The following is a 22,227-nucleotide window of genomic DNA, read 5'->3' on the forward strand; positions in this document are numbered from 1 at the left end:
TTATTAATCCTATGAAAATACTTTCAGAAAGATACAAACAGTATGATATCCCTCAGCAGCTAATGGCTGCAGGTATTTATCCCTACTTTAGGGCAATCAAATCCGGGCAGGATTCTGAAGTAACCATTAACGGGAAGAGGGTTTTAATGTTTGGTTCTAACAGCTATCTGGGCCTGTCAAATCATCCTAAGATTAAAGAGGCCGCCATAAAAGCTATCGAAAAATATGGTACCAGCTGCTCTGGTTCCCGGTTCCTTAACGGGACACTCGATATTCACCTTGAGCTGGAAGAGAAGTTGGCCAAACTGGTTGGCAAGGACGAAGCCGTTTGCTTTACTACAGGTTTTCAAGCGAATCTTGGAACAATTTCAGCTCTCTGTGGCCGCAACGAATACCTTTTACTCGATTCTCAGGACCATGCTTCCATCATTGAGGGAAGCAGGTTGTCCTTTGGCAGAATACTTAAGTTTGCCCACAACGATATGTCCTCGCTTGAATCGAAGCTAATGCTTTGTGAACCCGACAAAAATAAACTGATTGTTGTTGATGGCATATTTTCTATGGAAGGGGATATTGTTAATTTACCGGAAATTGTGCGATTGAAAGAAAAATACAATGCGAGCTTAATGGTTGATGATGCCCATGCAATCGGGGTAATCGGGCAAAATGGCAGAGGTACATCCTCCCATTTTAATCTGACTCAGGATGTAGATTTAATTATGGGTACTTTTTCCAAATCGTTGGCCTCAATAGGTGGGTTTATTGCCGGCGACAAAGAAGTAATTAACTTTTTAAAGCATAATGCCCGTGCATTGATTTTTAGCGCAAGTATGCCCCCTGCGTCGGTTGCAAGCGTAAGTGCTGCCATTGATATTATGCTTGATGAACCTGAACGAATCAAGCATCTTTGGGATTTAACCAAATACGCACACCAGGCTTTCATTAGTGCCGGTATTGATACAGGTAAAAGTGAAACTCCGATTATCCCGTTATATGTGAGGGATGATAAGAAAGTTTTGAAATTGGCCCGCATACTGCTTGATGAGGGTATTTTCGTAAATCCTGTTGTTTCTCCTGCGGTTCCAAAGGAGGATGCCCTGATACGTTTCTCCCTTATGGCTACACACACTTACGAACAACTCGATGTAGCGATAGAAAAGATAATCAAAGCTTTTAAAGAACTCGATGTAGCACCCTGTTTTCAACGCATAGAATAATAATGCCAACAAAACTACAACTATGAAACGAGCATGACGAAGATAGCCTTAATAGATTATCAGATTTTTAGATATAAGATTTAAGATGAAATGAACATAGATAGGTTTTCCACAATAAGAATATGTATAAATCTTGCATGCGAGTTCCATCAGACCAATAACTTAGACTAATTATATACTGATGAAAGTGGTTTTAATAACGGGTGTTTCATCCGGTTTTGGTTTTGCCATTGCTCAACGGCTTGCAAAAGGCGATTACCGGGTTTACGGGACAGTGCGTAGAGAAGTTGATTCACTACCTAATGTTAACTACCTTTACATGGATGTGGTTTCAGATGAATCCGTAAAACAGGCAATCGATGAGGTGCATCAGAAGGAAGGTCGCATTGATATGCTGATAAATAATGCCGGTGCAGGGATTGCAGCTCCTCTTGAATTTACCAAAATTACTGATGTCCAACACCTGATGGATGTTAATTTTCTTGGAGCCGTGAGAGTGACTCAAGCGGTATTGCCAATTATGCGCAAGCAGTCAGGCGGTCTAATTATATCTATCAGCTCCATAGGCGGTTTGATAGGTTTACCCTATCAGGGAATTTATTCAGCCGGCAAGTTCGCCCTCGAAGGCTTTTGCCAGGCTTTATATCACGAGGTCAAACCATTCAACATTAAAGTTACAGTAATTAACCCGGGTGACTTTGCCACGCGATTTACAGCCAACAGGCTATGTGCTGAAAAGGACGATTTCACAGCTGTTTATCCAACTTTTGGTAAAACGCTTTCCAAAATTGAACAAGATGAAAAAAACGGTTTACACCCGGATAAATTAGCCAAAAGAATAGAGAAACTTATTAATAAGAAGAACACACCTGTAAGACAAGTTATAGCTTCACCTTTGCAAAAATTTTCAGTGTTCCTGAAAAGAATACTACCTGAAAAACTGTTTTATCGGATAATTAGTAAATACTACCTTTAATATTAAGACATTACTGTATGAAAATAACAATCAAAGAGATTACAAGCAAAAACGACTTAAAAAAATTTATCAAATTCCCAAATAAACTTTATAAGAAGAATAATTTTTATGTACCGCCACTAATTTCAGCAGAGCTGGAAACCTTATCAAAAGATAAAAACCCTGCTTTTGACTTTTGTGAAGCCAAATACTGGTTGGCCTACAATGAGAGCAATACCATCGTTGGGCGAATAGCAGGAATCATAAACCATAAGTACAACAAAAAGGTTGGTAAGCAACTGGTTCGCTTTGGTTGGCTTGATTTTATAGAGGATATTGATGTTTTAAAAGCCCTGATTCAGGAAGTTGTAAAATTTGCCAATGAAAAAGAAGCCGTTGGCATTCATGGCCCTCTCGGATTTTCCGAATTTGATGCTTCAGGCATTCTTATCGAAGGTTTTGACGAAATCCCGACAGCCTACGGCAAATATAACTATCCTTATTACTCTCAGATGATTGAACAATTGGGCTTTGAGAAGGAAGTTGACTGGGTTGAATTCAGGGTAACTGTTCCTGATAAAATACCGGTAAGATACAGCCAGATAGCCAGGTCGATTGCCGATCGGTATAAATTGCAAAGCGTGAAATTAAAATCAAAAAAAGAGGTTCTAAATTATGCAGACCAAATCTTCCAACTTCTAAATAAGGAATACGAAAGCATACATGGTTTTTCAGGACTTACTCCCAACCAAATAGATGCTCTGAAAAAACAGTTCATCCCATTGCTGAGATTAAAATTTGTTTCAATAATACTGAATGCTGAAAATAATGTGATTGGTTTTGGTATATGCCTGCCCTCACTTTCCAAGGCATTACAAAAGTGCCGGGGCCGTTTATTCCCTTTTGGATTTCTGCATATTCAAAAAGCGCTTCGTGTCAATGACACAATCGACACCTTACTTATCGCAATCCATAGCGATTATAGGAACAAAGGTGTAAATGCCTTAATCTTTAATCATATAGGTAGCGCGATTGTGTCAGAAGGGATAAAATATATAGAAACCACACGTGAGCTGGAACATAATTTATCAGCGCAGAACCTTTGGGATAAACTAGAAAACAGACAGCATAAAAGAAGTAGATGTTATTTTAAAACAATATAACTATGAATGATATCTCCGAAATGGTTACGGTTATTACCGGAGCCTCGTCTGAAATTGGAAAAGCATGTGCATTGAATTCGCGAACAGAGGCGCAACTGTAGTTCCAGCCGCAAGAAACAAGAGGGTGCGTTACTTGAATTTGAAAACGGAATTGACGCGGTAATCTCCATAAAAAACAGATATTGCCGACAGCATATTATGCGAACTTCAATATTCGATGTGGAAACTTTAATTCACTAACAAAAGATGAAACGAGCATGACAAAGATTGTCACAAAAGAACATGTATAAACATCATTTAACCTCTAATCATCTAAGAAACCAAAAACAAGAAACAGATTCTTCGTCGTTACCTCCTCAGAATGACATTAGACAGTCTGTCATTCTGAGCGGAGCGAAGAATCTAAAATCAATTAAAACATAATAAGTTGCATCAGACCAATAACTTAGACTAATTTTATACGGATGAAACCAAAGACTATATTCTGGTTAACAGTTTTTGCTGTTTCGATGGGCTTTTTCGAAAGTGCAATTGTAATTTACCTAAGGGAAATTATATATCCCAATGGATTTGCTTTCCCTTTACAGCCTGTCGAAAGGAGGCTTGCAACAACAGAAATTCTAAGAGAAGCCTTTTCTTTGCTTATGCTTCTTTCTGTTGGTATTCTTACAGGCAAATCAACGACTACAAGATTTGCTTACTTTTTATATTCTTTTGCCGTTTGGGATATTTTCTACTATATCTTTCTGAAAATATTAATAAACTGGCCGGAATCTTTAATAACAATGGATATTCTGTTCTTACTGCCCGTAACCTGGGTTGGCCCTGTAATAGCCCCGATAATTCTATCTTTTCTGATGATTTTATTAGCTTTGCTAATACTTTATTTTTCCGCACGCAATGAACACGTTCACTTAAAGGCTCATGAACTTGTAATGTTAATAACAGGCTCTGTAATAATAATTATATCTTTTACCCAGGACTATATAAGGTTTATAATCAGTCATTATTCGGCTGCCGATATTTGGTCACTGCAGGCTAAAGACATTTTAAAATTATCTGTTCAATACTATCCCGAAAATTTTTACTGGCCAATTTTTATTGTTGGATTTGTTTTTATTCTCATTGGGATAGGGCTTTTTACAAAAAGAAATATTTTATTAATTAAAGATCGCTTACAATAAAAATACGTATTGCTTTAAATCACAAAGAGATAAAAAGAATAGAACTAAGTCACTTTTTTTAATCTGTCAAAGTAGAATTTTACTCTTGTTGAAAGAAAATCTCTGTTAAAATATAATCCAACTAAGCCGGCAGCCCAAACCATAATTTTTACATCCATTGTGTGATGAAAAAATAAACAAGAAACAGCACTAAAAGTGATTATCCCCAGTGGTGTCCAAAAACCATAGTCCTTTTTAATCAGAGAAAAAACGATCAATGGAATAATAACAAAAGCAATAAGCAGTTCATCAGGAATAAAAAATAAATATACTCCCATCAATGTTCCGGCAGCACGTCCTCCTTTAAAATTAAAGAACAGAGGATAACCGTGCCCTATTATTGCTCCGATACCGATTAGCCCCAGCGAAATTGTGGATAAATTAAAAAAATGGTTTGCAAGAAGCATTGGTATTAATGCCTTCGAACTGTCTAAAAGTCCGGTTAAAATTCCCCAAAACCGGCCTACATTTCTAAAAGTATTATAGGTTCCGGGGTTATTATTACCCAAGTCTCTGATATCTACTCCTTTAACCAGTTTTGTAATCACACAGGCAAACAATACCGAACCCGTAAAATATCCTGATAATAAGCATGTTATATAAGTCAAATAAGTATTCATAATTTAAATAGTTATAGCAACAGTATATGTTTTTGGCCCGCTGTGAACAGCACTGACAAAATCCGCTTTCCCTATAATAAAATTATCACAGGGTAAAGTTTTTAATTTTTCTTCGAAATCAGAAAAAGCTTCTTTATTATCTCCAAACCCGACGATATTTAATCTTTTAATGACGGTTGCGGATTTTTCAGCCATTTTAGCTTTTATTAACTCAATAATTAGTGAGTTTACGTGTTTGAAAGTTCTTCCTTTTCCAAGCGGAACGAATTGACCTTCTTTATCATCGCCCATCAGGCCGATAATTGGAGTAATACGCAAAACAGAACCCATCAATGCTTTTGCTTTTCCAATTCTGCCACCTCTGTACAGATAGTTCAGGTCTGAAATAGCAAAATAGCTAAATGTATTTTGAACAACTTCCTGTGATAATTTGACAATATCATCCGTGTTGTTGGTTTTTTTAATTATATCAATTACTCCAAGAAGAACATTTCCTATTCCTGCCATAACTTGTCGGCTGTCAATATTGATAATCGGAATTGTATTTTCATACATTTCCTTGACGTTTTTACCAATAGCTAAGGTTGCTGCTGACATTACACTGCTCATCATGACATGAATTATCAGGTCATATTTATCCTTATTTTTTTCTACTATTTCAATAAGTTCTCCTTTTACAATTGAAGATGATTTTGCAACAACTTTTTCTTTCAGATATTTTTCATTTAGCCATTGTGCAGTGTATTCATCACTTTCGCGATATTCTTTACCCTCAACTACAACAGGAAATTTTAAAATTTCGATGTCGGGATAATCTATTTGCTCTCTATAAAGGCCAGTCATATCGCCTGTGATAATTAAAATTTTCTTATCCATTTTTTGAAAATTTATTCAAAAGTTATGTAATAATGATATTGATATTGACCACCGTAATATTCTTCAAACTCTAAATCGGGAAATGATTTTTTCAGTTTCGGAATAAGATTTTTTTCATTTTTTGCTGGAACACCTTTGTATATTGATACCAGACTTTCTTCTTTTATCAGTTTTTTAATTGTATTAGTGATAAGCATGTCTATATTTTTGTCAGAATGAATTATTTTCCCGTTGTAAATAGTGAAAAAATCATTTTTGTTTACTTTTTTACCATCTTCCGTTGTAGTATCTCTGACAGCCCTGGCAATTGTACAAAAACGAATGTCATCAAGACGATTCATTATTGATTCAAGCGTAGTGGTAATGTCTAATTCTTTTGAAATATTCATCATCATACCAATCAGGGCGATTACATTATCCGCTTCAACAATATGGACATTGGATTTACTGAGTGAAGCAGCATATTTGAGTGCCATCAGAATATCTTTATCGTCGGCAGCAACGATTATATTTTTTGTTCTCAATCTGTTTAACTCTTTAACGATACGTTCTACTGACGGCTTATTTTTTCCATAGCAGAATACATCATCGGCACCGAGTTTTTTAAGAATTTCAGCAAATCCTTTACCGGAAACGATACAAAAAACACCTTTTTCTCTTTCATAATCAATAGTATCATTACTTATGAGGTTCCTGTGTTGTTTTTTCATATCATCTACTTTGGTAAATATAAGTTCACCATATTTTGAAGCATCTTTAAAAACGGATTCCGGTTTATCCGTATGTATATGAACTTTATATTTATCGCCGCTGTTAAGTATTATCAGGCTGTCTCCGTACTCGCCGATTATTTCCTTTATTTGTTCTTTCGATGATATTTTGTCTGTTTCTAAAATAAATTCAGTACAATATTTTAATTTAATTTCCGGATTCCATGAATTTTTCATGCCTTCCAGGTCATTAATAATTGCTTTTTTATTCAAAAGTTTATTCCCGTTACTTTGCAGATTGTTAATAAAACGCTTAACATCTTCAATGATATTATGCAATCTTAAATTATGCAATTTATCTATATCAATATTCGCAAGCAAAGCTGCAATGGAATTTTTATTGAAATTTGCAAATTTACCATTGAGATACTTTTTTGTAGCTTTATTTATATTAAGTATAATCGAAACAGGTAAGCTTCGGGGAACCAATTCGTTAAAATTTAATTCCCTGTTAATTCCCTGAAGAATAATAAGAAATCCTGCACCACCCGAGTCTACAACACCGGCTTGTTTCAATACGGGCAACATATCCGGAGTTTTATTAAGAACTTCTTTTAAATAAGGGATACATTTTTTCATAATACTTGAAGGGTCATCATCTTCTTCCATCATTTCACCATACTTTTCTTTAAATTCACGCATTAAAGTAAGCATCGTTCCTTCCTTTGGATTTTCAGTACCCTCGTAAGCATTTTTATATCCGTTTTCTATAGCTTTAAATATATTATCTTTAGAAAAGTCGTTATTTTCAATTACTTGTGAGATTCCCTGACAATACAGTGATAAAATTACTCCTGAACACCCCCGACTGTTCAGAAGCATCTGTTCAGAAAAATTTTTCAAATATTCTCCTGTTGAGATTGATTCTTTTTCATAATTGTGCATATTTGCCAAAGCACCCTGTATGGTCAGCGTCATATTAAGACCGGTATCGCCATCCGGAACAGGAAACACATTTAACCTGTTTATATATTCTTTGTGCCGATGCAGATACTTGTAAATATTCTCTATTTTTTCTCTTATTACTGCTGTTCTGTTTTCTGTTTGTATCATAGCAGCTTAGTTCTATAATTGATAATATTAGTCCGGTCTAAAAAGCATATTTGTTGACAAAATTATGGTTGTTTTAATGAAATCAGGGTTTTCAATTCCCGGCACGCTGCCTGCCCCGACACATTTCGGGACTCAACTCAGGCACTTTAAAAAACGTCCCGGTGAGGGGAAAACCCGACTGTTATTATTACTCTTGTTGTCGCTGACAATAAAAGTAGTAATTTGTCGGCACTCTCTGGCTATTTTTCCCTTCTTTTTATTCTATCAGGACTACTACCATATCCATTACATTCGTCCTTGTGTTTCCTGTAATAATATGGCCACCGATTTGTTGAAAAAATTCAAGCGGTAGGTTTTCATCTCTGCAGTATCAAAAGGGAAATTTCTATTTACTTTCAAAACAAGCAAAAATCTGAAAAACAAAGGCTCTTCCCATTTTCCAAAAGCCTGCCTCAACAAATTGGGGTCAATCTCTGATATTTTCTTACTCAACCATTATCAACCCCGGATTATCTCCTGTGATGCAACGCCCACCGGCAGGTGTCACCACAAAAGTATTTTCTATCCCCACCATTCCAACACCATCGATTCCTTTTTTAGGTTCCACAGCAAATACCATATTTTCTTCCAATGGCGTTTTAAAACCTTTGGCCAGCACAGGCAACTCGTCCACAGTGAGGCCAATGCCATGCCCCAGAAACTTCACGGTACGATCGCCAAAACCCATAAAATTTTCTTTAAACTCAGGACTGAGTGCATCCATAATGGTTTCATAGATATTTTCCGGAGTATTACCAGGTTTCAACATCGCAGCCACTTGATTCTGAATCTTCACACATTGTTTGTGAATGCTCTGCACCTCTTCAGATAGCGGCTTCCCAAACATATAAGTCATGGTTTTATCGGAATGATAGCCATTTACCCCCAGTCCCATATCCACAAATACCAGATCCCCTTTCTGCAGTTTTCTTTCTCTGCTGCCCAGGCCAGGTACCGCAGCATTCAATCCACGATTGCCTCCGGGCCCGTCGAAATTGGTGGGGTACAACGAACTCTCGCCAAATCCCAGTTGGGCCACAACAATTTCTGTATCCAACATGGCAAAACGGGCAATCCCCTGATGTCCTTCCTGCACCATCAACCGGTATAGTTCACCGGAGAGATCAGCCTCAGTCATTCCTTCTCTCAGTATATGTGGCACCAGGTCTTCGAGAACCCGTCGATGGATAGCTCCGGCCTTTTCCATAAAACTCAGTTCCAAAGGACTTTTCACCGCTCTGGCCATTGACACTTGCAAATCGAGAGGATGAAAACGTTCAAAAGCAAAATGTTTACGGATTCTTTCAAACATGGCCAAAGGCACAAACTCTGCCTCCAGATATACCTCTTTGGGAATTTGACTGTAAACAGCAGCGGCATCCCTGTAACTGCTCATAGGTCGGATATCATCAAATTCCGATTCTCTGGAAGTACGCTCAAAGCTTTTCCTTACCCACAAGATGGCTCCCCCATCCCGGGGAATAATCAACATCCCGTCAGGCATAGAACCCGTAAAATACAAAAGGTTGATTTTACTGAAGATAATACCCATCTCCCATTCCGGATTCTGAGCATTCATTATTTCACGAAAACGAACAAGTCGCCGGTTGATTTCTGAAGCGGGGATAATAGATTCCATAATAAAAACTTGTGATAATGTCATTCCGGAATTGTTTTGGTTGGAAGAGCATCAATCCTGATTAGTGTTTGTCCTTAAAGTGCCATTTGCTGTGTTACGCTTGCCGCCAAACCCTCAATATACTGTGGATGCCACGGCCGGCATATAATGGCGCTGTCAGATGGCGTTTTCTATATTCTTATTTTAATACCAGTCTTCCAGTAACTTGGATTAAAATTAACGTTCCAACTTGAATTATCCGTATCCCATTCTAACAGAGAATAGCTCACTCCTCCCAAACCAACATAAATACTAAATCTTGAAGAGAAAAAATATGTTAATTCCGGAATGATATCAACACTAAAAAAATCAACTTTTGACGTCCCTTCTTGTCCGCTTGCAGAATAATCATCTGTTAATTCAATTGAGGTATTTGACGGATTATAGGCACTCCCAGCCCAAAAAGTATCATACTCAGATTTAATTTTTCCATAGCTGAATTTCAGGCTTGCATTAATATACAAATTGGTAGTAATCGGGTAATAATATCCTAAATACATATTTGGTAAAAAAACATTGGATTTAACATTGGTCACTTCAGTCTGATAATAGCTATTAATCATCAAACTATTTTCTCTGACTTCTTTATCCCAATTATAGTCTAATCCGATTCCTGCAATTAATCTGCTATTAATAAAATATCCTATGGAAGTTCCGATGTCTAAATATTTTCCTTCTGTCATATTTTGGTTATGTGTGACACCATTTTCTGTGGTTGATTGCCTATAATTTCCGTCAAGTGAGATGATAATTTCTCCTTTTTCAGTCTGGGAAAATAAATGCAATGTTGAGAGAATCGTCACAGTTAATAATAATAATTTTTTCATCATGCTCATTTTATTTGAATTAAAGATTAATTTAACGCAATATTATTTGAATGATTATCTTTGAGTGCAGTATAAAAAGCCTTCAAACTGCTGATTTTTACCATTTTTACCCCCTGACCCCTAAAGGGGAACTGCTAAAAATCAGCAGTTCGAAAAAGTCCCCTTTAGGGGATTTAGGGGTCAAAAGGCTTTTTAGACTGCACTCGTCTTTTAAAACTTAAAACATAAATTCAAGAATTATATTATGAGCCCGTTATAAAAATATCGTCAACCTTTTACGCTCCTGTAATTTTAATATCAATGTGCAAACATAAAGACCTGTCGGTAAAAACAATTTGAGGGCAGTCCTGCTGCAAATTGACCAATCAAATATTCGAAAGCATCACCGGAAAATCTGCCATTCATTGCTCCGTGCAATTCGTCTGCGATTTTCCAAAGGGTGTTTCCAATATAGTTGCGACAGGGATTGTCGTGTCTGTACGGTTCATTTGCTGTTATGTTATTTTGCATCTAAAAATTTATCTTCCTCCCAATTTTTAGGATTGTTTGTGATATAAGATGTAATTTTTTGAAACGATTTATCATCCCGGATGATATTGTCATAAAAACGGGTTTGCCATTGAAATTCAAAACCTAAACGATGGGCATGTTTTGATACGGCAGATTTGTAGGAACCTACAATGGACGAAATGGAATTTTTCCCGATATTTTGAAATCGTTGTTGACCGATGGTTTTCGGGATGGATTCCGATTGGTTGTCGGGATTGGTTATCCGGTTGGTTATTCGGTTGGTTATTCGGTTGGTTATTGGATTGGTTGGGCGATTGGTTGGGCGATTGGTTGGGCGATCGTAGAGACAGGGCATGCCCTGTCTCTACGATCCCATCCCCATTCCCGTCACCGTCACCATTATTCCCATTCCCATCCCCGCCCCCGTCACAATTATCCCCGTTACCGTTACCATCACCATTCCTGTTCCCGTCATCATTCCCGTCATCATTCCTGTCATTTGTAATAATCAAAATACCATGAATATGATTAGGCATGACCACGAATTCGCCTAATTCAACATTTTGCGTATGATGTGGAATTTGATACCACAATATATCTGCAATGATGCCAATATGCGACAATTGCATTTTACCATCATGTATTTCACCAAAATAATGGAACCTATTCTTCGTACAAATGGTAATAAAATAGGCACCTGCCCACCGATAATCCCAGGATTGCAAACGGGCAGACGGAATGCGGTATTTATTTTGAAATTTATCCATATCTATTCATATTGATACAGGACATGCCCTTCAGGCAGGGCGTGCCCTGTCTGAACAAATAGGTCGTAGTATTCATTTCCGGGCATTACGCAAGACCATGAACGTCGCCCATTTTGGCTTCCCGCCATCTGCAGGACCGGAAAGCGGACAGGCCACTGCAACTTTTAAATAGTTAAAATCGTTCATTATTGTGACATTCTTTTGAATTGTGATATGTTGACAATTAACATTTACAGATGCAAACATTTTTAAAGATTTGCATGAAACGAGCATGACAAAGATTGTTACAAAAGTTGATGTATAAAATCAATCATGCGAGTTCCATCAGACCAATAACTTAGACTAATTTTATACTGATGAAAAACCTTCCACCTTAAATGGAACTATGCAATATAAATAATTATTATTAATAATTTAAGCGTTATTCAGCAGGCCCTATATAAATTATTGATTTATAAATTTTAATGATGAGGCCTCCACAAGAATGTTTGGTCCAACGGAGCCTCCAGTATCAAGCGAGCACAAACAACGCTTGATCGGAGGCTAAGTGTTAGCGGCTGGCGATCTATTCTAATCACTTTTTTTTCAATTTATTTGTTTTTCTCAATATTTTATTATTACATTTGTATTATACAAGATGATTAATACAAAAAAGACTATATCATGAGTAAAAATAATCATTTATCTGAATTATTATCTGCATGGGAAGAAACTTATAAAAAAGGTCAATTGACCCTCTGGATTTTTCTCTCATTAAAAGATGGGAAAAAATATGTCGATGAAATTAAGTCCTTTGTTGAAGAACAATCTAATCACACTATGACCTGTGAAAGTCAAAGTCTCTACCGTAATCTAAGAAAGTATCAGCATGTCGGAGTTGTTGATTTTGAAACAGGTGTAGGAAATAAAGGTCCCGACCGTAAATACTATTTCTTGACAGAATTAGGATTTGAATTGCTCAATCGTTTTATTGAGAGAAATATAAATCTTTTTTTTAGCGAACAAATTAAAAAATTAATCTTATCGGAGGATAAAAAATGAAAACAATAACAAAAAATTTAATCGCATTTACCTTTGGGCTGGTTGTCTTGACAATTGCTTTTAGGTTCTCATTAAGTTCTATGCTTCAAAATCGTCTATTCAGCACTGTCTGGATTGTTGCTGTAATCTATGGGATATTGGTGTTTACAATAGGTTGGATATTTGGCAAAAAGGACAAAATGAATTTACCATTATATGATGTTGGATTCCGTTTCCACTTAGTCACATACATATTTTGTAATCTAATTGGTGAACTTTGGTTTTTAATTGGCTTACAATCAGAATATGAGAATGTCAGAACTGTACATTTAACTGCTGTTTTTTGGGGATTAGGTCTATTATTCCATTTTATTATTTACCTGATTACCCGAAAAAACGCAATTAAAGGAATCAAAAAGTCTGAAATATTTGAATAAAACATCCGAATCTTCGATTCCACTTTAGACTGCAAACCCCTATAATACCCGAATTCTCGCAAGCAAGCGGCAGGGTCGGGCGAATCAATTCCGCTCAACAGCCACTACCGAATTTTGATCGGGAATTTAGAAAATGTAAGACTTTCACTAAAAATACCGGGGGAGCCAACATTTTCAATATCAGGGTTAACTTTGTTGATTTTGCTGTTTTGGGTGGGTATTCCGGTGATGCTGCCCGCATTCCTGTGATATTGACCCTTGCTCAGTAATGATTCAAAGAACAAGATGGACTGACAATATTACCGTTTTTTTCTTAAACTTTCACCTCTTAATTCGATTCTATGAGAAGGTATGGACTAATCTATCTAAAATAGCATCTGCAATCGTCTCTTCTCCAATTTCTTTAAAGGTTTTTGAATAAAACCTCTAAATAACCAACACCTAAGCTATATTAGCTACGGAAAGGGGTCAACATGCTCCGGATTTTCCGTATTTTAGACTTGATGGGGGTCAGCATCCGCCGGAATGACATGCTTTTTTGCTTAAAAAAAGGTGTGGATTTGTGGATTGTAGATATTTATTATCAAACATTAGATTAAAGGTATTCCTATGTCTTTTAAATAATTAAATGTTGGGTCATAATATTCCTTTCTTCGCGTGTGGTCATTATCGCTTCCTTCTGGAACTACAATAACCATACCCTGCCTAGCTCTTGTAAGTAACACACGATATGCATTTATAAGATATTTTTTTCGCTCAATTTTATTAATATTTTGCCATTTTTTCCCTCTAAATGAATATGTTTGCCACTCATTTTTTGAATACCGCAAATCACCATCCCAGACAACACAGCTCCAATCTAACTCTAATCCTTGAATATGAAATTCAGTAACAACATCTTCCATATAAAATGATGAACGAACATCGTCTTTATCATCCAAAAACCAATTCACATAATTCATTGGAGACTTTACATCAATAGCAAATGGCTTTAATCTCAGTGCTTGTGAAGATACAACAATTCCATATCGTTCACTACCTCTAGCCTTTTCTTTCAGCCATTTTTTAGCTTTTATTATATCCCGTGTTAAAACAATTGGGTATCTATTTGAAAACTGCAAAAAATCATCTTTTGCTTTTTCTATATTTAGGTCTAAAAGGTTTTTAACAAAAGATGATAACATTTCCGCTCTGAATGAACGCAATGATACAGCTAAATGCAAATCTTTGTCAAAATAAGCCCGACCTAGTAAATTCAATTTATCAATGACATCGATTGCCGAATATTCTGAATCTGCAAGATTTGGTGATATATAAACTTTCCAATCCGGGAAAGTCTTGTCTATTGCATCTAACCACTCAGAAATACCTGCTTCACCAGTGTTTATTTCTTGACCACTACCAACTAAGCAAACAATTACAGCCCAGTTTTTGTGTCTATCCAAACACGAAATAAGAAACTCAGGCTCAGAATAATCAAAGTCATGAATTCCTTTTTTCTGTTTCATGAACTTAATCGTTTGTTGTTTATTCCAAGCTCTTTGGGCTTCGTCGAATATTGCTACATGGTCGTATGGTGCGTCTGAATTTTTGAGATATTCATCTCTATAATGATGAACAATTTGTATAAATGCTTTTACAGCCTGTTTTGCAGCTATTTTAGTTATTTTGTTCCCTTTTTCTCGTTCTCTTTGAACTTTATCTCTTGCTAAGGCTTCTTGCAGAATATCAACTAATGGCTTGTTCCCTGATAAATAAACACTTGCATTACCATTTTCATTATCAAGGTGAGATGTAGCAACATTGAGTCCAACAAGTGTTTTCCCAGCACCAGGCACACCAGTTACAAAACAGATAATTTTATTATTGTTTCTCTTGGCACTTTCAATTATTTCAGATATTTTACTTGTCGTAACTGTTAGGTTTTTTGCATCTGCATCGCTACGAGTAATATTTTCAACACTGTGTGTTGTATAAAGAGCAACGGCGGCTTCAATAATTGTTGGAGTTGGCATATAACCACCGTTTATGTATTCAGATATATTTATTTGTCGTTCATTTGAAAAGAAATATAAAGCATTTTGTATTACTTCAAGTAATCCTTCACTGCCAATTTTTACAGGTAGAGTTAATTTGTCATTATGGGAAGTAAGCTGTATTTCTGCATAGTTCTTTTTTGCTTCTGTTGCAATTAAAACAGGTACTAAAACAACATTATGACTTGTTTTATGAAAATTCTTTAAATCTAAAGCATAATCCCACACCTGTTCAACATTATGCCTTAGAAAATGCCTTTCACCAACTTTAAATTCAATAACGAAAACAACATTTTCTATAATTAAAAGTGTATCAACCCTTTTCCCCATTCGAGGAATAGAGAATTCAAAAAAAACTTCACCATTAAACTCGTTTAAAGCCGCTTTCAATATAGGAATTTGTAATTCCCATGACTTATTTTGCAAAAATGTAGCATCAAACTCATTTGACCTTGTCATTGAGCCAATTATCTCATTTACTGATGATTTAAGAAATCTTTGAATTGAATTCCGATAGTAATAATTCATTTACAACGTCTCCCAAACCCCATTGTTATAATATTTAATGTCTGTACAGCCAGAATTATCCATTTCATCATCTAATGGGTCAAATGAATAATTTTTAGCACTTAATCCTTCATAATACAATTTATTATCTGCATCAAACAACCGGAAAGGATATTTGTATTTTCCAGATTTGAAGGTTAAGTCATTTTTTAGTCGTTCTTTATCTTCAGGAAAGATTGATTTAGTAATTATATATATCATCATGCTATGTTTTTGTTACGCGTTATAAATATTTTATTCATAAATACAATTAAATCATTTAAAACCAAGTCTCTCTTGCCTTTTTTTAATTCACATTCCCAGATCACTTTTACACACCAGTCAAGTGCTTCAAGCTCTTTTATTTTCAATTCATCACGATGTTTTGTTTCATTAATTTTGTCAAGCCACCATTCTGTTTTTGTTTTTGGAACAACAAAATACTTACAATTCTGATGTCCATGCCAGAAACAACCATTAACAAAAATTACTGTTTTATATTTTGGTAAAACTATATCAGGTTTTCCTGGTAGCTTTTTATAATTCAATCTATAACGGAATCCATGCTTATGTAAAAATTGTCTGACAAGGATTTCCGGTTTCGTATTCTTCCCTTTAATCCTTGACATATTATAACTTCTTGTCTTTTTATCATGTACATCAGCCATAATATGCATTTTCGAGCGTTGGCAAAAAATAGCTCTTTTGAGTTTTTGTGGGATGGATTCTCATATCACTTATCTTTCAGTTTATCAGTTAGTATGTATATCATCTTTTTATCATTCAGCAATAACGCTCGGCTGCATGTGTCAGGCCGGGGGTTTCAACCCGGCAACGATTGTTTCAAGCCGTGACCGGGTAACAAGGAAAAACGAAGCTTGCAATATGCTGTGAAGCCATGGCTGGTGTATACAGATTGTTGTGGCGTCGTTATTCTTCAATATTCCAAATAACTCCAATGGTCTTTTTTATTTCTATTTTATTTGGATTTAGATTTAAGTCTTGCTGACTTTCCTCTTCTTCTTCGACTATGTAAAATATCGTTGGTTCGTTTGTGAGTATATCATCTTGATAGTTTGAAAATCCAAAATTTATATCTTTAATTTTAGATAGTCTGATATTCAGCGACTCAGCTATGTAACTCGCTTTCTTTTTTGCATCATCAATTGCCAATTCAATTGATTGTTTCAGTAACTCGTTTTTTTGCTGGTTACTTAGTTTGAAAGATAAATAATATGCTGTTGGAAATCCTGTATTTTTCAAGGTTTTCATTACTGTATTCAAAGAATTTGAATTATATGGAAGTTCAAGAATCACTGTGAGGCTTCCTGAATATCCATCTTGTTCTCGTGTTCTTGTTTTTTGAGACCATGAATAACTCTCCGTAATATTCAGTCCACTAGATTTTAAATTTTCTTTTGAAATTCCATTTCTGGCAAATGCCTTTTCAAGTTGGTTGTAATAGGTAACTAGTAAATCTGAACATTTTGAATAAACGGTATCTTTCGAGTTAATAGTTATATCAACTAACATCAATTCTGGAATCTCACTGATAATTGCGTTACCTTGAACTCGTAAATGATTATCTTGCAATTGAGAAAATGAACTGACAGCAGTCAATAAAAAAATGATGGTTAGTATTCTACTTTTCATAATGGTAAATTTTATCGTTCTGTCGCTTATGTCCGTTTTAATGACGCCCAACATCCCCTACCAACAATCACTGTTATATTACGTCATAAAAAAAGGTGCACAATAAACCCCTATCGGGATATATTGTGCACCTCTATGTAAACTATTTTCATCCGTATAAAATTTATTTATTAAGGACGGGTGGAACTCGCATGATTGATTATATACATAATTCTTTTGAGCTAAACCTTATCATGCTCGTTTCATTTTTTAAATTATTAATTCATCATTGGTATCAAAATTAATAATTTACATTTGGAAAAGCCAGATAATTATTAATAAAAATATGTTTTATGGCGGCCGGTGTAGAGTCAGGCAATACCATTTACCGGAGTTTCGCACCCAATTCCTTTTCAAAAACTCTGGTAAGGTTATTCATGGTTTTATCGATTTGTTTATCCTTAAGTGTTTTTGTATTGTCCTGCAAGGTAAAAGTAATGGCATAAGATTTTTTGCCGGCACCAAGTTTTTCTCCTTCAAACACATCGAAGAGTGAAACTTCCCTGAGCAATTTTTTTTCGGTTTTGAAGGCCAGTTCTCTGATGTCTTTAAACATAACTTTCTTATCCAGCAGAAGAGCAAGATCGCGCTTCACTTCGGGAAATTTGGGCAATTCGCTGAAAGTTACTTCCTTTTTAGCGGAGAGTTTAATCAAAGCAGGCCAGTTCATCTCCGAAAAATAAACCGGCTCGTCAATATCAAATTCCTTAAGCAATTTGGGTTTCACCATTCCCATCTGAAACAATTCCATACCATCGGCGGTGGCATATTGCAATCCTTCGGACATCAGATCGTTATTGCAGTCATACTCTTTACAGTTGGCGGTATCAATTCCCAAGCGTTCCAAAATATTCAGCGACCAGGTTTTAAGGTCGAAAAAAGAGACTTTTGTATCGGGAGTATTCCAGTCGCCTTCTGTCTTGTTACCGGTAACAAAGAGGGCCAGTTTTTCTTCCTCGCGATAGCTGTTCAATTCGGTTTTTGGTTTTCCGGCTTTCAGGCTGTAACAATTTCCAAATTCAAACAGCCGGAGATTTGCATTCTGCCGGTTCCTGTTATGCCGGATGGTTTCGAGTCCGCCGAGCAGCAAGGTCTGACGCATACCATTCAGGTCGGAACTGAGTGGGTTGGCCAGCTCCACCACCTGGTTGCGGGGATAAGTTTCCGATTGTTCATAATAGGCAGCCCTGGTCAGTGAGTTGTTTATTATCTCGACAAAACCGGCCCCCACAAGCTGTGCGGAGATGGTATTTCTTAGCTCTCCCACATCCGGTTTTTCACGGTAAACGATTGTAGCGTTCAATTTACCGGGGGCTTCCACGTTGTTATATCCGTAAACACGCAGTATTTCTTCAATGACATCGGCTTCGCGCTGAACATCAACACGATAAGGCGGCACAGCAAGTTCCCATACACCATCGGCCTCAGCCAATATCTCAATATCAAGGGCCTGCAGAATGGTTCTGATCTGCCGGCTTTCGATTTTCTTACCAACCAGTCGTTCCACATGTTTCAACGACAGGGCCACATCGTGCGGTTTTACGGGTTCGGGATAGATATCCACGATATCTGAAGAAATCGTTCCGCCGGCAACTTCCTTAATCAGTAAGGCAGCTCTTTTCAGTGCATAAATGGTAATATTCGGGTCGGTTCCGCGTTCAAATCTGAACGATGCATCGGTATTGAGCGTATGCCGACGGGCAGTTTTCCGTACAAAAACCGGATTAAAGCAGGCACTTTCAAGAAATATTTTATTGGTTTTTTTTGTTACGCCGCTGTCAATTCCACCAAAAACGCCGGCAATACACATGCCTTCCCGCTCATTACAAATCATCAGGTCCTGATTGCCGAGCACCCTTTCCTTTCCGTCAAGTGTCGTAAACTTTGTTCCGTCGGGCAAAGTTTTAACGATCACTTTATTGCCCGTTATTTTGTCTCCATCGAAAGCATGCAGCGGTTGTCCGAGTTCGTGCAGGATAAAATTGGTCACGTCCACTACATTATTGATTGGTGCCTGACCGATGGCAAGCAAACGGTTTTTGAGCCAGGCGGGAGATTCTTTTATCTCCAGGCCGGTAATGGTAACACCTGAATAGCGTATACATGCCTCGGGATTTTCTACTTTAACACTCACCGGCCAGTCGTGGTTATCTGTTTTATACTCGTCAACCCGTGGCCATTCGACCTTGATCGAAGGATCGGATTGTTTCAGATAAGCAGCCAGATCGCGTGCCACACCTATATGCGATGCACCATCAATCCGGTTGGGAGTAAGGTCAATCTCAATAAGAACATCCGATTCGATATTAAAATATTCTGATGCCGGAGTTCCTGTTTTGGCAGCGGGGTCCAAAACCATGATGCCCTCGTGATTGTTACCCAGGCCGATTTCGTCTTCAGCACAAATCATTCCTTCAGAAACCTCACCACGTATTTTAGCTTTCTTTATTTCAAACCCTTTATCACTGTCTACCGGATAAAGGACGGCTCCCACGGTAGCCACCACAACTTTCTGTCCTTCAGCAACATTAGGAGCACCGCAAACAATTGAAAGCGGTTTTTCCTCACCAACATCGACGGTAGTAACACTTAATTTATCGGCATTAGGATGTTTTTTGCAAGTTAACACCTCTCCTACCACAAGTCCGCGAAGTCCGCCTTTTACAGTATCTACAGTCTCTACCGAGCCAACTTCCAGCCCCAGGTCGGTAAGAATTTTAGCAATTTCGTTTGCCGGTAAATCGGTCTTAATGTAATTTTTCAGCCAGTTGTATGAGATATTCATTCGTATAAAATTTATCTAAGTCATTGGTCTGATGGAACTCGCATGATTGAGTTTTATACATGTTCTTTTGAGACAATCTTTGTCATGCTCGTTTCATCCGTATAAAATTAAGTCTAAGTTATTGGTCTGATGGAACTCGCATGCAAGATTTATACATATTCTTATTGTGGAAAACCTATCTATGTTCATTTCATCTTAAATCTTATATCTAAAAATCTGATAATCTATTAAGGCTATCTTTGCCATGCTCGTTTCATCTTACATTTAATCAATTGTTACGGCTGTCAGAATTGTTAAAGTTGTTAGAATGTTATAAGTTTTATTACATTAGCTAACAATCCTAACAATCTAATGATCTAACAATCTAACAATCTAATGATCTAATGATCTATTATAAGAATCTTTGCCATGCTCGTTTTATCAAGCCCTGTATTAAACACGCAAAATCAAATGACCAGCAAAAATAAATAAATATGTTCCAAACAACTAATGAGTGCGGCATAAAAAGCATATTTTTGTCTATATCAAGGCGCTTTGAAATTTTGTACCGGAGTTAACTCATTGTTAATGAGGATTGATTCGTATAAAATTTATTTATAAAGGTCGAATGAAACTCGCATGATTGATTATACATGACACGACACTAAGATTTTGCCACATGCTTCTTCTGATGGGAAAACAGAATCTTCCACTATTATTGCCATTTCACCTTATTTCAATATCTTTGACAGGAAAAACGTAAAAATTTGATAAGTAACACAAATATGGTAGAATTTGAAGGAAATCACCGTCCGCTTATATTGGTTACCAATGACGATGGTTTTGATGCAGGAGGAATTAGTGTTTTAAGCGAGATTGCCGGGGAGTTTGGCAATGTTGTTGTTGTAGCTCCCGATGAAGCCCGCTCGGGGATGTCCAGTGCCATTACAGTAAAGGTTCCCCTTTTTGTCAGCCAGGTAAAAGAGGAAAAAGGACTCTTTGTGTTTAAAAGCAACGGAACACCGGTTGACTGTGTAAAGCTGGCATTGAATTCCATTTTGCCCCGGAGACCCGACCTGGTACTTTCCGGAATTAACCATGGCAGCAACAGCTCATCCAATGTCCATTACAGCGGTACTTTAGGCGGAGCGCGCGAAGGCGTGATGAACCAGTTAACATCGGCAGGTTTTTCATTACTCGATCACAGCCATGATGCGGATTTTTCCGCTGCACGTCCTTTCGTCAGACAAATAATCCGGCAGGTTTTGCAATTTGGATTGCCGGTCGAAACCTTTCTGAATGTTAACATTCCCGCAGGAAATAACATAAAAGGCATTAAAATTTGCCGTCAGGCCAAAGGAAGATGGGTGGAAGAGTTTGTGGAAAGGGAAGACCCGAGGAAACAAAAATATTACTGGCTGACCGGCTTTTTCCAGAACCTGGAGCCCAATGCCACCGATACCGACGAATATGCCCTTAAAAACGGATACGTGTCGGTGGTCCCATGCAACCTCGACATCACCGATTATTCGGCCATCGGACAACTGCGCGATCAATCGTATGAGATGAGCGTTAACGGGGTGTTTGAGAAGGATTGACGGGAGAAGGCAGAGGTTGAGGCAGAGGCAGAGGTTGAGGTTGAGATTGAGGCTGAGGTTGAGATTGAGGCTGAGGTTGAGATAGAGGTTGAGGTTGAGATGACAGATTTTTAGATATTTAGATATAAGATGAGTGCGGTATAAAAAGTATATTTTTGTCAAAATCAAGGCGTTTCAGACCGGGGTCATAAGATGTAAGATGAAACGAGGATGGAAAGGTTTGCCAAAAAAATGAATGAGAATTAGTATCTTATCTCTAATTTTGTTGTATTGTATTTTTTGGCAAAATATTTATAAAAATGGCTGCGCCATTTGTTGTTTGGATCACCGAATTTGCGCGAATTAACGCGAATTTAGTCGCATCTTTGATGCGACAATCATTCGTGTCATTCGTGTCATTGACAACATCATAATTGATTTTTTAAGGTGTTGTCGA

The 22,227-nt window shown here is 37.0% G+C and carries 20 protein-coding genes; 8 read left to right on the plus strand and 12 right to left on the minus strand.

The genetic code is table 11. The features are described from left to right. The first annotated feature begins 11 nt into the window (after nt 1-11). From spt to ATH1_RS0111005, 4 genes are all read left to right on the plus strand, one after another. On the plus strand, nt 12-1,217 hold the full coding sequence (gene spt / locus ATH1_RS0110985) for a serine palmitoyltransferase (RefSeq protein WP_010421511.1): 1,206 nt from the start codon (nt 12-14) through the stop codon (nt 1,215-1,217). A 181-nt stretch (nt 1,218-1,398) separates the two neighbouring features. Further along, nucleotides 1,399-2,193, plus strand: coding sequence for an SDR family oxidoreductase (locus tag ATH1_RS0110990; RefSeq protein WP_010421513.1), 795 nt, complete (start codon nt 1,399-1,401; stop codon nt 2,191-2,193). A 17-nt stretch (nt 2,194-2,210) separates the two neighbouring features. Further along, complete coding sequence (locus tag ATH1_RS0110995; RefSeq protein WP_010421515.1) at nt 2,211-3,335, plus strand: hypothetical protein; 1,125 nt, start codon at nt 2,211-2,213, stop codon at nt 3,333-3,335. Nucleotides 3,336-3,799: 464 nt separating this feature from the next. Then, on the plus strand, nt 3,800-4,519 hold the full coding sequence (locus ATH1_RS0111005; RefSeq protein ID WP_010421519.1) for a hypothetical protein: 720 nt from the start codon (nt 3,800-3,802) through the stop codon (nt 4,517-4,519). A gap of 44 nt (nt 4,520-4,563) precedes the next feature. On the opposite strand, the gene ATH1_RS0111010 is transcribed toward ATH1_RS0111005, so the two are convergent. From ATH1_RS0111010 to ATH1_RS0111020, 3 genes are read right to left on the minus strand one after another with little or no spacing between them, the layout of a single operon-like run. Continuing rightward, entirely contained in the window at nt 4,564-5,178 is a 615-nt protein-coding gene (locus ATH1_RS0111010; protein WP_010421521.1) for a glycerol-3-phosphate acyltransferase, read from the minus strand. Between the two features lie 3 nt (nt 5,179-5,181). Then, the gene (locus ATH1_RS0111015; RefSeq protein ID WP_010421524.1) at nt 5,182-6,054 is read right to left on the minus strand and encodes a DegV family protein; all 873 of its coding nucleotides are present in this window, start codon (nt 6,052-6,054) and stop codon (nt 5,182-5,184) included. A gap of 11 nt (nt 6,055-6,065) precedes the next feature. After that, a complete protein-coding gene (locus ATH1_RS0111020) occupies nt 6,066-7,877 on the minus strand; it encodes a DAK2 domain-containing protein (RefSeq protein ID WP_010421526.1) in 1,812 nt (603 codons plus the stop codon). 76 nt (nt 7,878-7,953) lie between these two features. Here ATH1_RS0111020 and ATH1_RS21630 point away from each other — a divergent pair, with 76 nt between their 5' ends. Then, on the plus strand, nt 7,954-8,229 hold the full coding sequence (locus tag ATH1_RS21630) for a hypothetical protein (protein WP_162096786.1): 276 nt from the start codon (nt 7,954-7,956) through the stop codon (nt 8,227-8,229). Between the two features lie 132 nt (nt 8,230-8,361). On the opposite strand, the gene ATH1_RS0111030 is transcribed toward ATH1_RS21630, so the two are convergent. The 4 genes from ATH1_RS0111030 to ATH1_RS22465 all read right to left on the minus strand — a co-directional run bounded on the left by ATH1_RS0111030 (nt 8,362) and on the right by ATH1_RS22465 (nt 11,430). Continuing rightward, nucleotides 8,362-9,579, minus strand: a complete 1,218-nt coding sequence (locus ATH1_RS0111030; protein ID WP_010421529.1) for a M24 family metallopeptidase — start codon at nt 9,577-9,579, stop codon at nt 8,362-8,364. A gap of 146 nt (nt 9,580-9,725) precedes the next feature. Then, the gene (locus ATH1_RS0111035; RefSeq protein ID WP_245531771.1) at nt 9,726-10,424 is read right to left on the minus strand and encodes a hypothetical protein; all 699 of its coding nucleotides are present in this window, start codon (nt 10,422-10,424) and stop codon (nt 9,726-9,728) included. 496 nt (nt 10,425-10,920) lie between these two features. Continuing rightward, the gene (locus ATH1_RS21460) at nt 10,921-11,286 is read right to left on the minus strand and encodes a hypothetical protein (RefSeq protein WP_029164090.1); all 366 of its coding nucleotides are present in this window, start codon (nt 11,284-11,286) and stop codon (nt 10,921-10,923) included. Nucleotides 11,287-11,295: 9 nt separating this feature from the next. Beyond that, nucleotides 11,296-11,430, minus strand: coding sequence for a hypothetical protein (locus ATH1_RS22465; RefSeq protein ID WP_280959765.1), 135 nt, complete (start codon nt 11,428-11,430; stop codon nt 11,296-11,298). 931 nt (nt 11,431-12,361) lie between these two features. Here ATH1_RS22465 and ATH1_RS0111060 point away from each other — a divergent pair. After that, nucleotides 12,362-12,739, plus strand: a complete 378-nt coding sequence (locus ATH1_RS0111060; RefSeq protein WP_010421554.1) for a PadR family transcriptional regulator — start codon at nt 12,362-12,364, stop codon at nt 12,737-12,739. Next, nucleotides 12,736-13,155: a 2TM domain-containing protein gene (locus ATH1_RS0111065; protein WP_010421555.1), complete on the plus strand. Its 420-nt coding sequence runs from the start codon at nt 12,736-12,738 to the stop codon at nt 13,153-13,155. Before ATH1_RS0111060 ends, ATH1_RS0111065 begins: the two co-directional genes overlap by 4 nt. 590 nt (nt 13,156-13,745) lie before the next feature. On the opposite strand, the gene ATH1_RS0111080 is transcribed toward ATH1_RS0111065, so the two are convergent. From ATH1_RS0111080 to pheT, 5 genes are all read right to left on the minus strand, one after another. After that, entirely contained in the window at nt 13,746-15,650 is a 1,905-nt protein-coding gene (locus ATH1_RS0111080; protein WP_211208080.1) for a DUF2075 domain-containing protein, read from the minus strand. Nucleotides 15,651-15,719: 69 nt separating this feature from the next. Next, nucleotides 15,720-15,959 (minus strand): hypothetical protein, encoded by a 240-nt coding sequence (locus ATH1_RS0111085; RefSeq protein WP_010421565.1) that lies wholly within the window; start codon nt 15,957-15,959, stop codon nt 15,720-15,722. Next, entirely contained in the window at nt 15,959-16,405 is a 447-nt protein-coding gene (locus ATH1_RS0111090) for a very short patch repair endonuclease (RefSeq protein ID WP_010421568.1), read from the minus strand. The genes ATH1_RS0111085 and ATH1_RS0111090 overlap by 1 nt, the downstream gene beginning before the upstream one ends. Nucleotides 16,406-16,667: 262 nt before the next feature. Continuing rightward, nucleotides 16,668-17,390, minus strand: a complete 723-nt coding sequence (locus ATH1_RS0111095) for an SIMPL domain-containing protein (RefSeq protein ID WP_245531772.1) — start codon at nt 17,388-17,390, stop codon at nt 16,668-16,670. 364 nt (nt 17,391-17,754) lie between these two features. Beyond that, the gene (pheT, locus tag ATH1_RS0111105) at nt 17,755-20,214 is read right to left on the minus strand and encodes a phenylalanine--tRNA ligase subunit beta (RefSeq protein WP_010421573.1); all 2,460 of its coding nucleotides are present in this window, start codon (nt 20,212-20,214) and stop codon (nt 17,755-17,757) included. A 764-nt stretch (nt 20,215-20,978) separates the two neighbouring features. Between pheT and surE the strand changes: the two genes are divergently transcribed. Next, nucleotides 20,979-21,791 (plus strand): 5'/3'-nucleotidase SurE, encoded by an 813-nt coding sequence (gene surE, locus ATH1_RS0111110; RefSeq protein WP_010421576.1) that lies wholly within the window; start codon nt 20,979-20,981, stop codon nt 21,789-21,791. Nucleotides 21,792-22,227 lie beyond the last annotated feature (436 nt).

The organism is Anaerophaga thermohalophila DSM 12881 (assembly GCF_000191885.1).
GTDB lineage: Bacteria > Bacteroidota > Bacteroidia > Bacteroidales > Marinilabiliaceae > Anaerophaga > Anaerophaga thermohalophila.

Bases quoted from the DNA above. Each gene is read 5' to 3' on its own strand.
- spt (WP_010421511.1), top strand. From the start codon at position 12: ATGAAAATACTTTCAGAAAGATACAAACAGTATGATATCCCTCAGCAG.
- ATH1_RS0110990 (WP_010421513.1), top strand. From the start codon at position 1,399: ATGAAAGTGGTTTTAATAACGGGTGTTTCATCCGGTTTTGGTTTTGCC.
- ATH1_RS0110995 (WP_010421515.1), top strand. From the start codon at position 2,211: ATGAAAATAACAATCAAAGAGATTACAAGCAAAAACGACTTAAAAAAA.
- ATH1_RS0111005 (WP_010421519.1), top strand. From the start codon at position 3,800: ATGAAACCAAAGACTATATTCTGGTTAACAGTTTTTGCTGTTTCGATG.
- ATH1_RS0111010 (WP_010421521.1), bottom strand. From the start codon at position 5,178: ATGAATACTTATTTGACTTATATAACATGCTTATTATCAGGATATTTT.
- ATH1_RS0111015 (WP_010421524.1), bottom strand. From the start codon at position 6,054: ATGGATAAGAAAATTTTAATTATCACAGGCGATATGACTGGCCTTTAT.
- ATH1_RS0111020 (WP_010421526.1), bottom strand. From the start codon at position 7,877: ATGATACAAACAGAAAACAGAACAGCAGTAATAAGAGAAAAAATAGAG.
- ATH1_RS21630 (WP_162096786.1), top strand. From the start codon at position 7,954: ATGAAATCAGGGTTTTCAATTCCCGGCACGCTGCCTGCCCCGACACAT.
- ATH1_RS0111030 (WP_010421529.1), bottom strand. From the start codon at position 9,579: ATGACATTATCACAAGTTTTTATTATGGAATCTATTATCCCCGCTTCA.
- ATH1_RS0111035 (WP_245531771.1), bottom strand. From the start codon at position 10,424: ATGATGAAAAAATTATTATTATTAACTGTGACGATTCTCTCAACATTG.
- ATH1_RS21460 (WP_029164090.1), bottom strand. From the start codon at position 11,286: ATGCCCTGTCTCTACGATCGCCCAACCAATCGCCCAACCAATCGCCCA.
- ATH1_RS22465 (WP_280959765.1), bottom strand. From the start codon at position 11,430: ATGACAGGAATGATGACGGGAATGATGACGGGAACAGGAATGGTGATG.
- ATH1_RS0111060 (WP_010421554.1), top strand. From the start codon at position 12,362: ATGAGTAAAAATAATCATTTATCTGAATTATTATCTGCATGGGAAGAA.
- ATH1_RS0111065 (WP_010421555.1), top strand. From the start codon at position 12,736: ATGAAAACAATAACAAAAAATTTAATCGCATTTACCTTTGGGCTGGTT.
- ATH1_RS0111080 (WP_211208080.1), bottom strand. From the start codon at position 15,650: ATGACAAGGTCAAATGAGTTTGATGCTACATTTTTGCAAAATAAGTCA.
- ATH1_RS0111085 (WP_010421565.1), bottom strand. From the start codon at position 15,959: ATGATATATATAATTACTAAATCAATCTTTCCTGAAGATAAAGAACGA.
- ATH1_RS0111090 (WP_010421568.1), bottom strand. From the start codon at position 16,405: ATGGCTGATGTACATGATAAAAAGACAAGAAGTTATAATATGTCAAGG.
- ATH1_RS0111095 (WP_245531772.1), bottom strand. From the start codon at position 17,390: ATGAAAAGTAGAATACTAACCATCATTTTTTTATTGACTGCTGTCAGT.
- pheT (WP_010421573.1), bottom strand. From the start codon at position 20,214: ATGAATATCTCATACAACTGGCTGAAAAATTACATTAAGACCGATTTA.
- surE (WP_010421576.1), top strand. From the start codon at position 20,979: ATGGTAGAATTTGAAGGAAATCACCGTCCGCTTATATTGGTTACCAAT.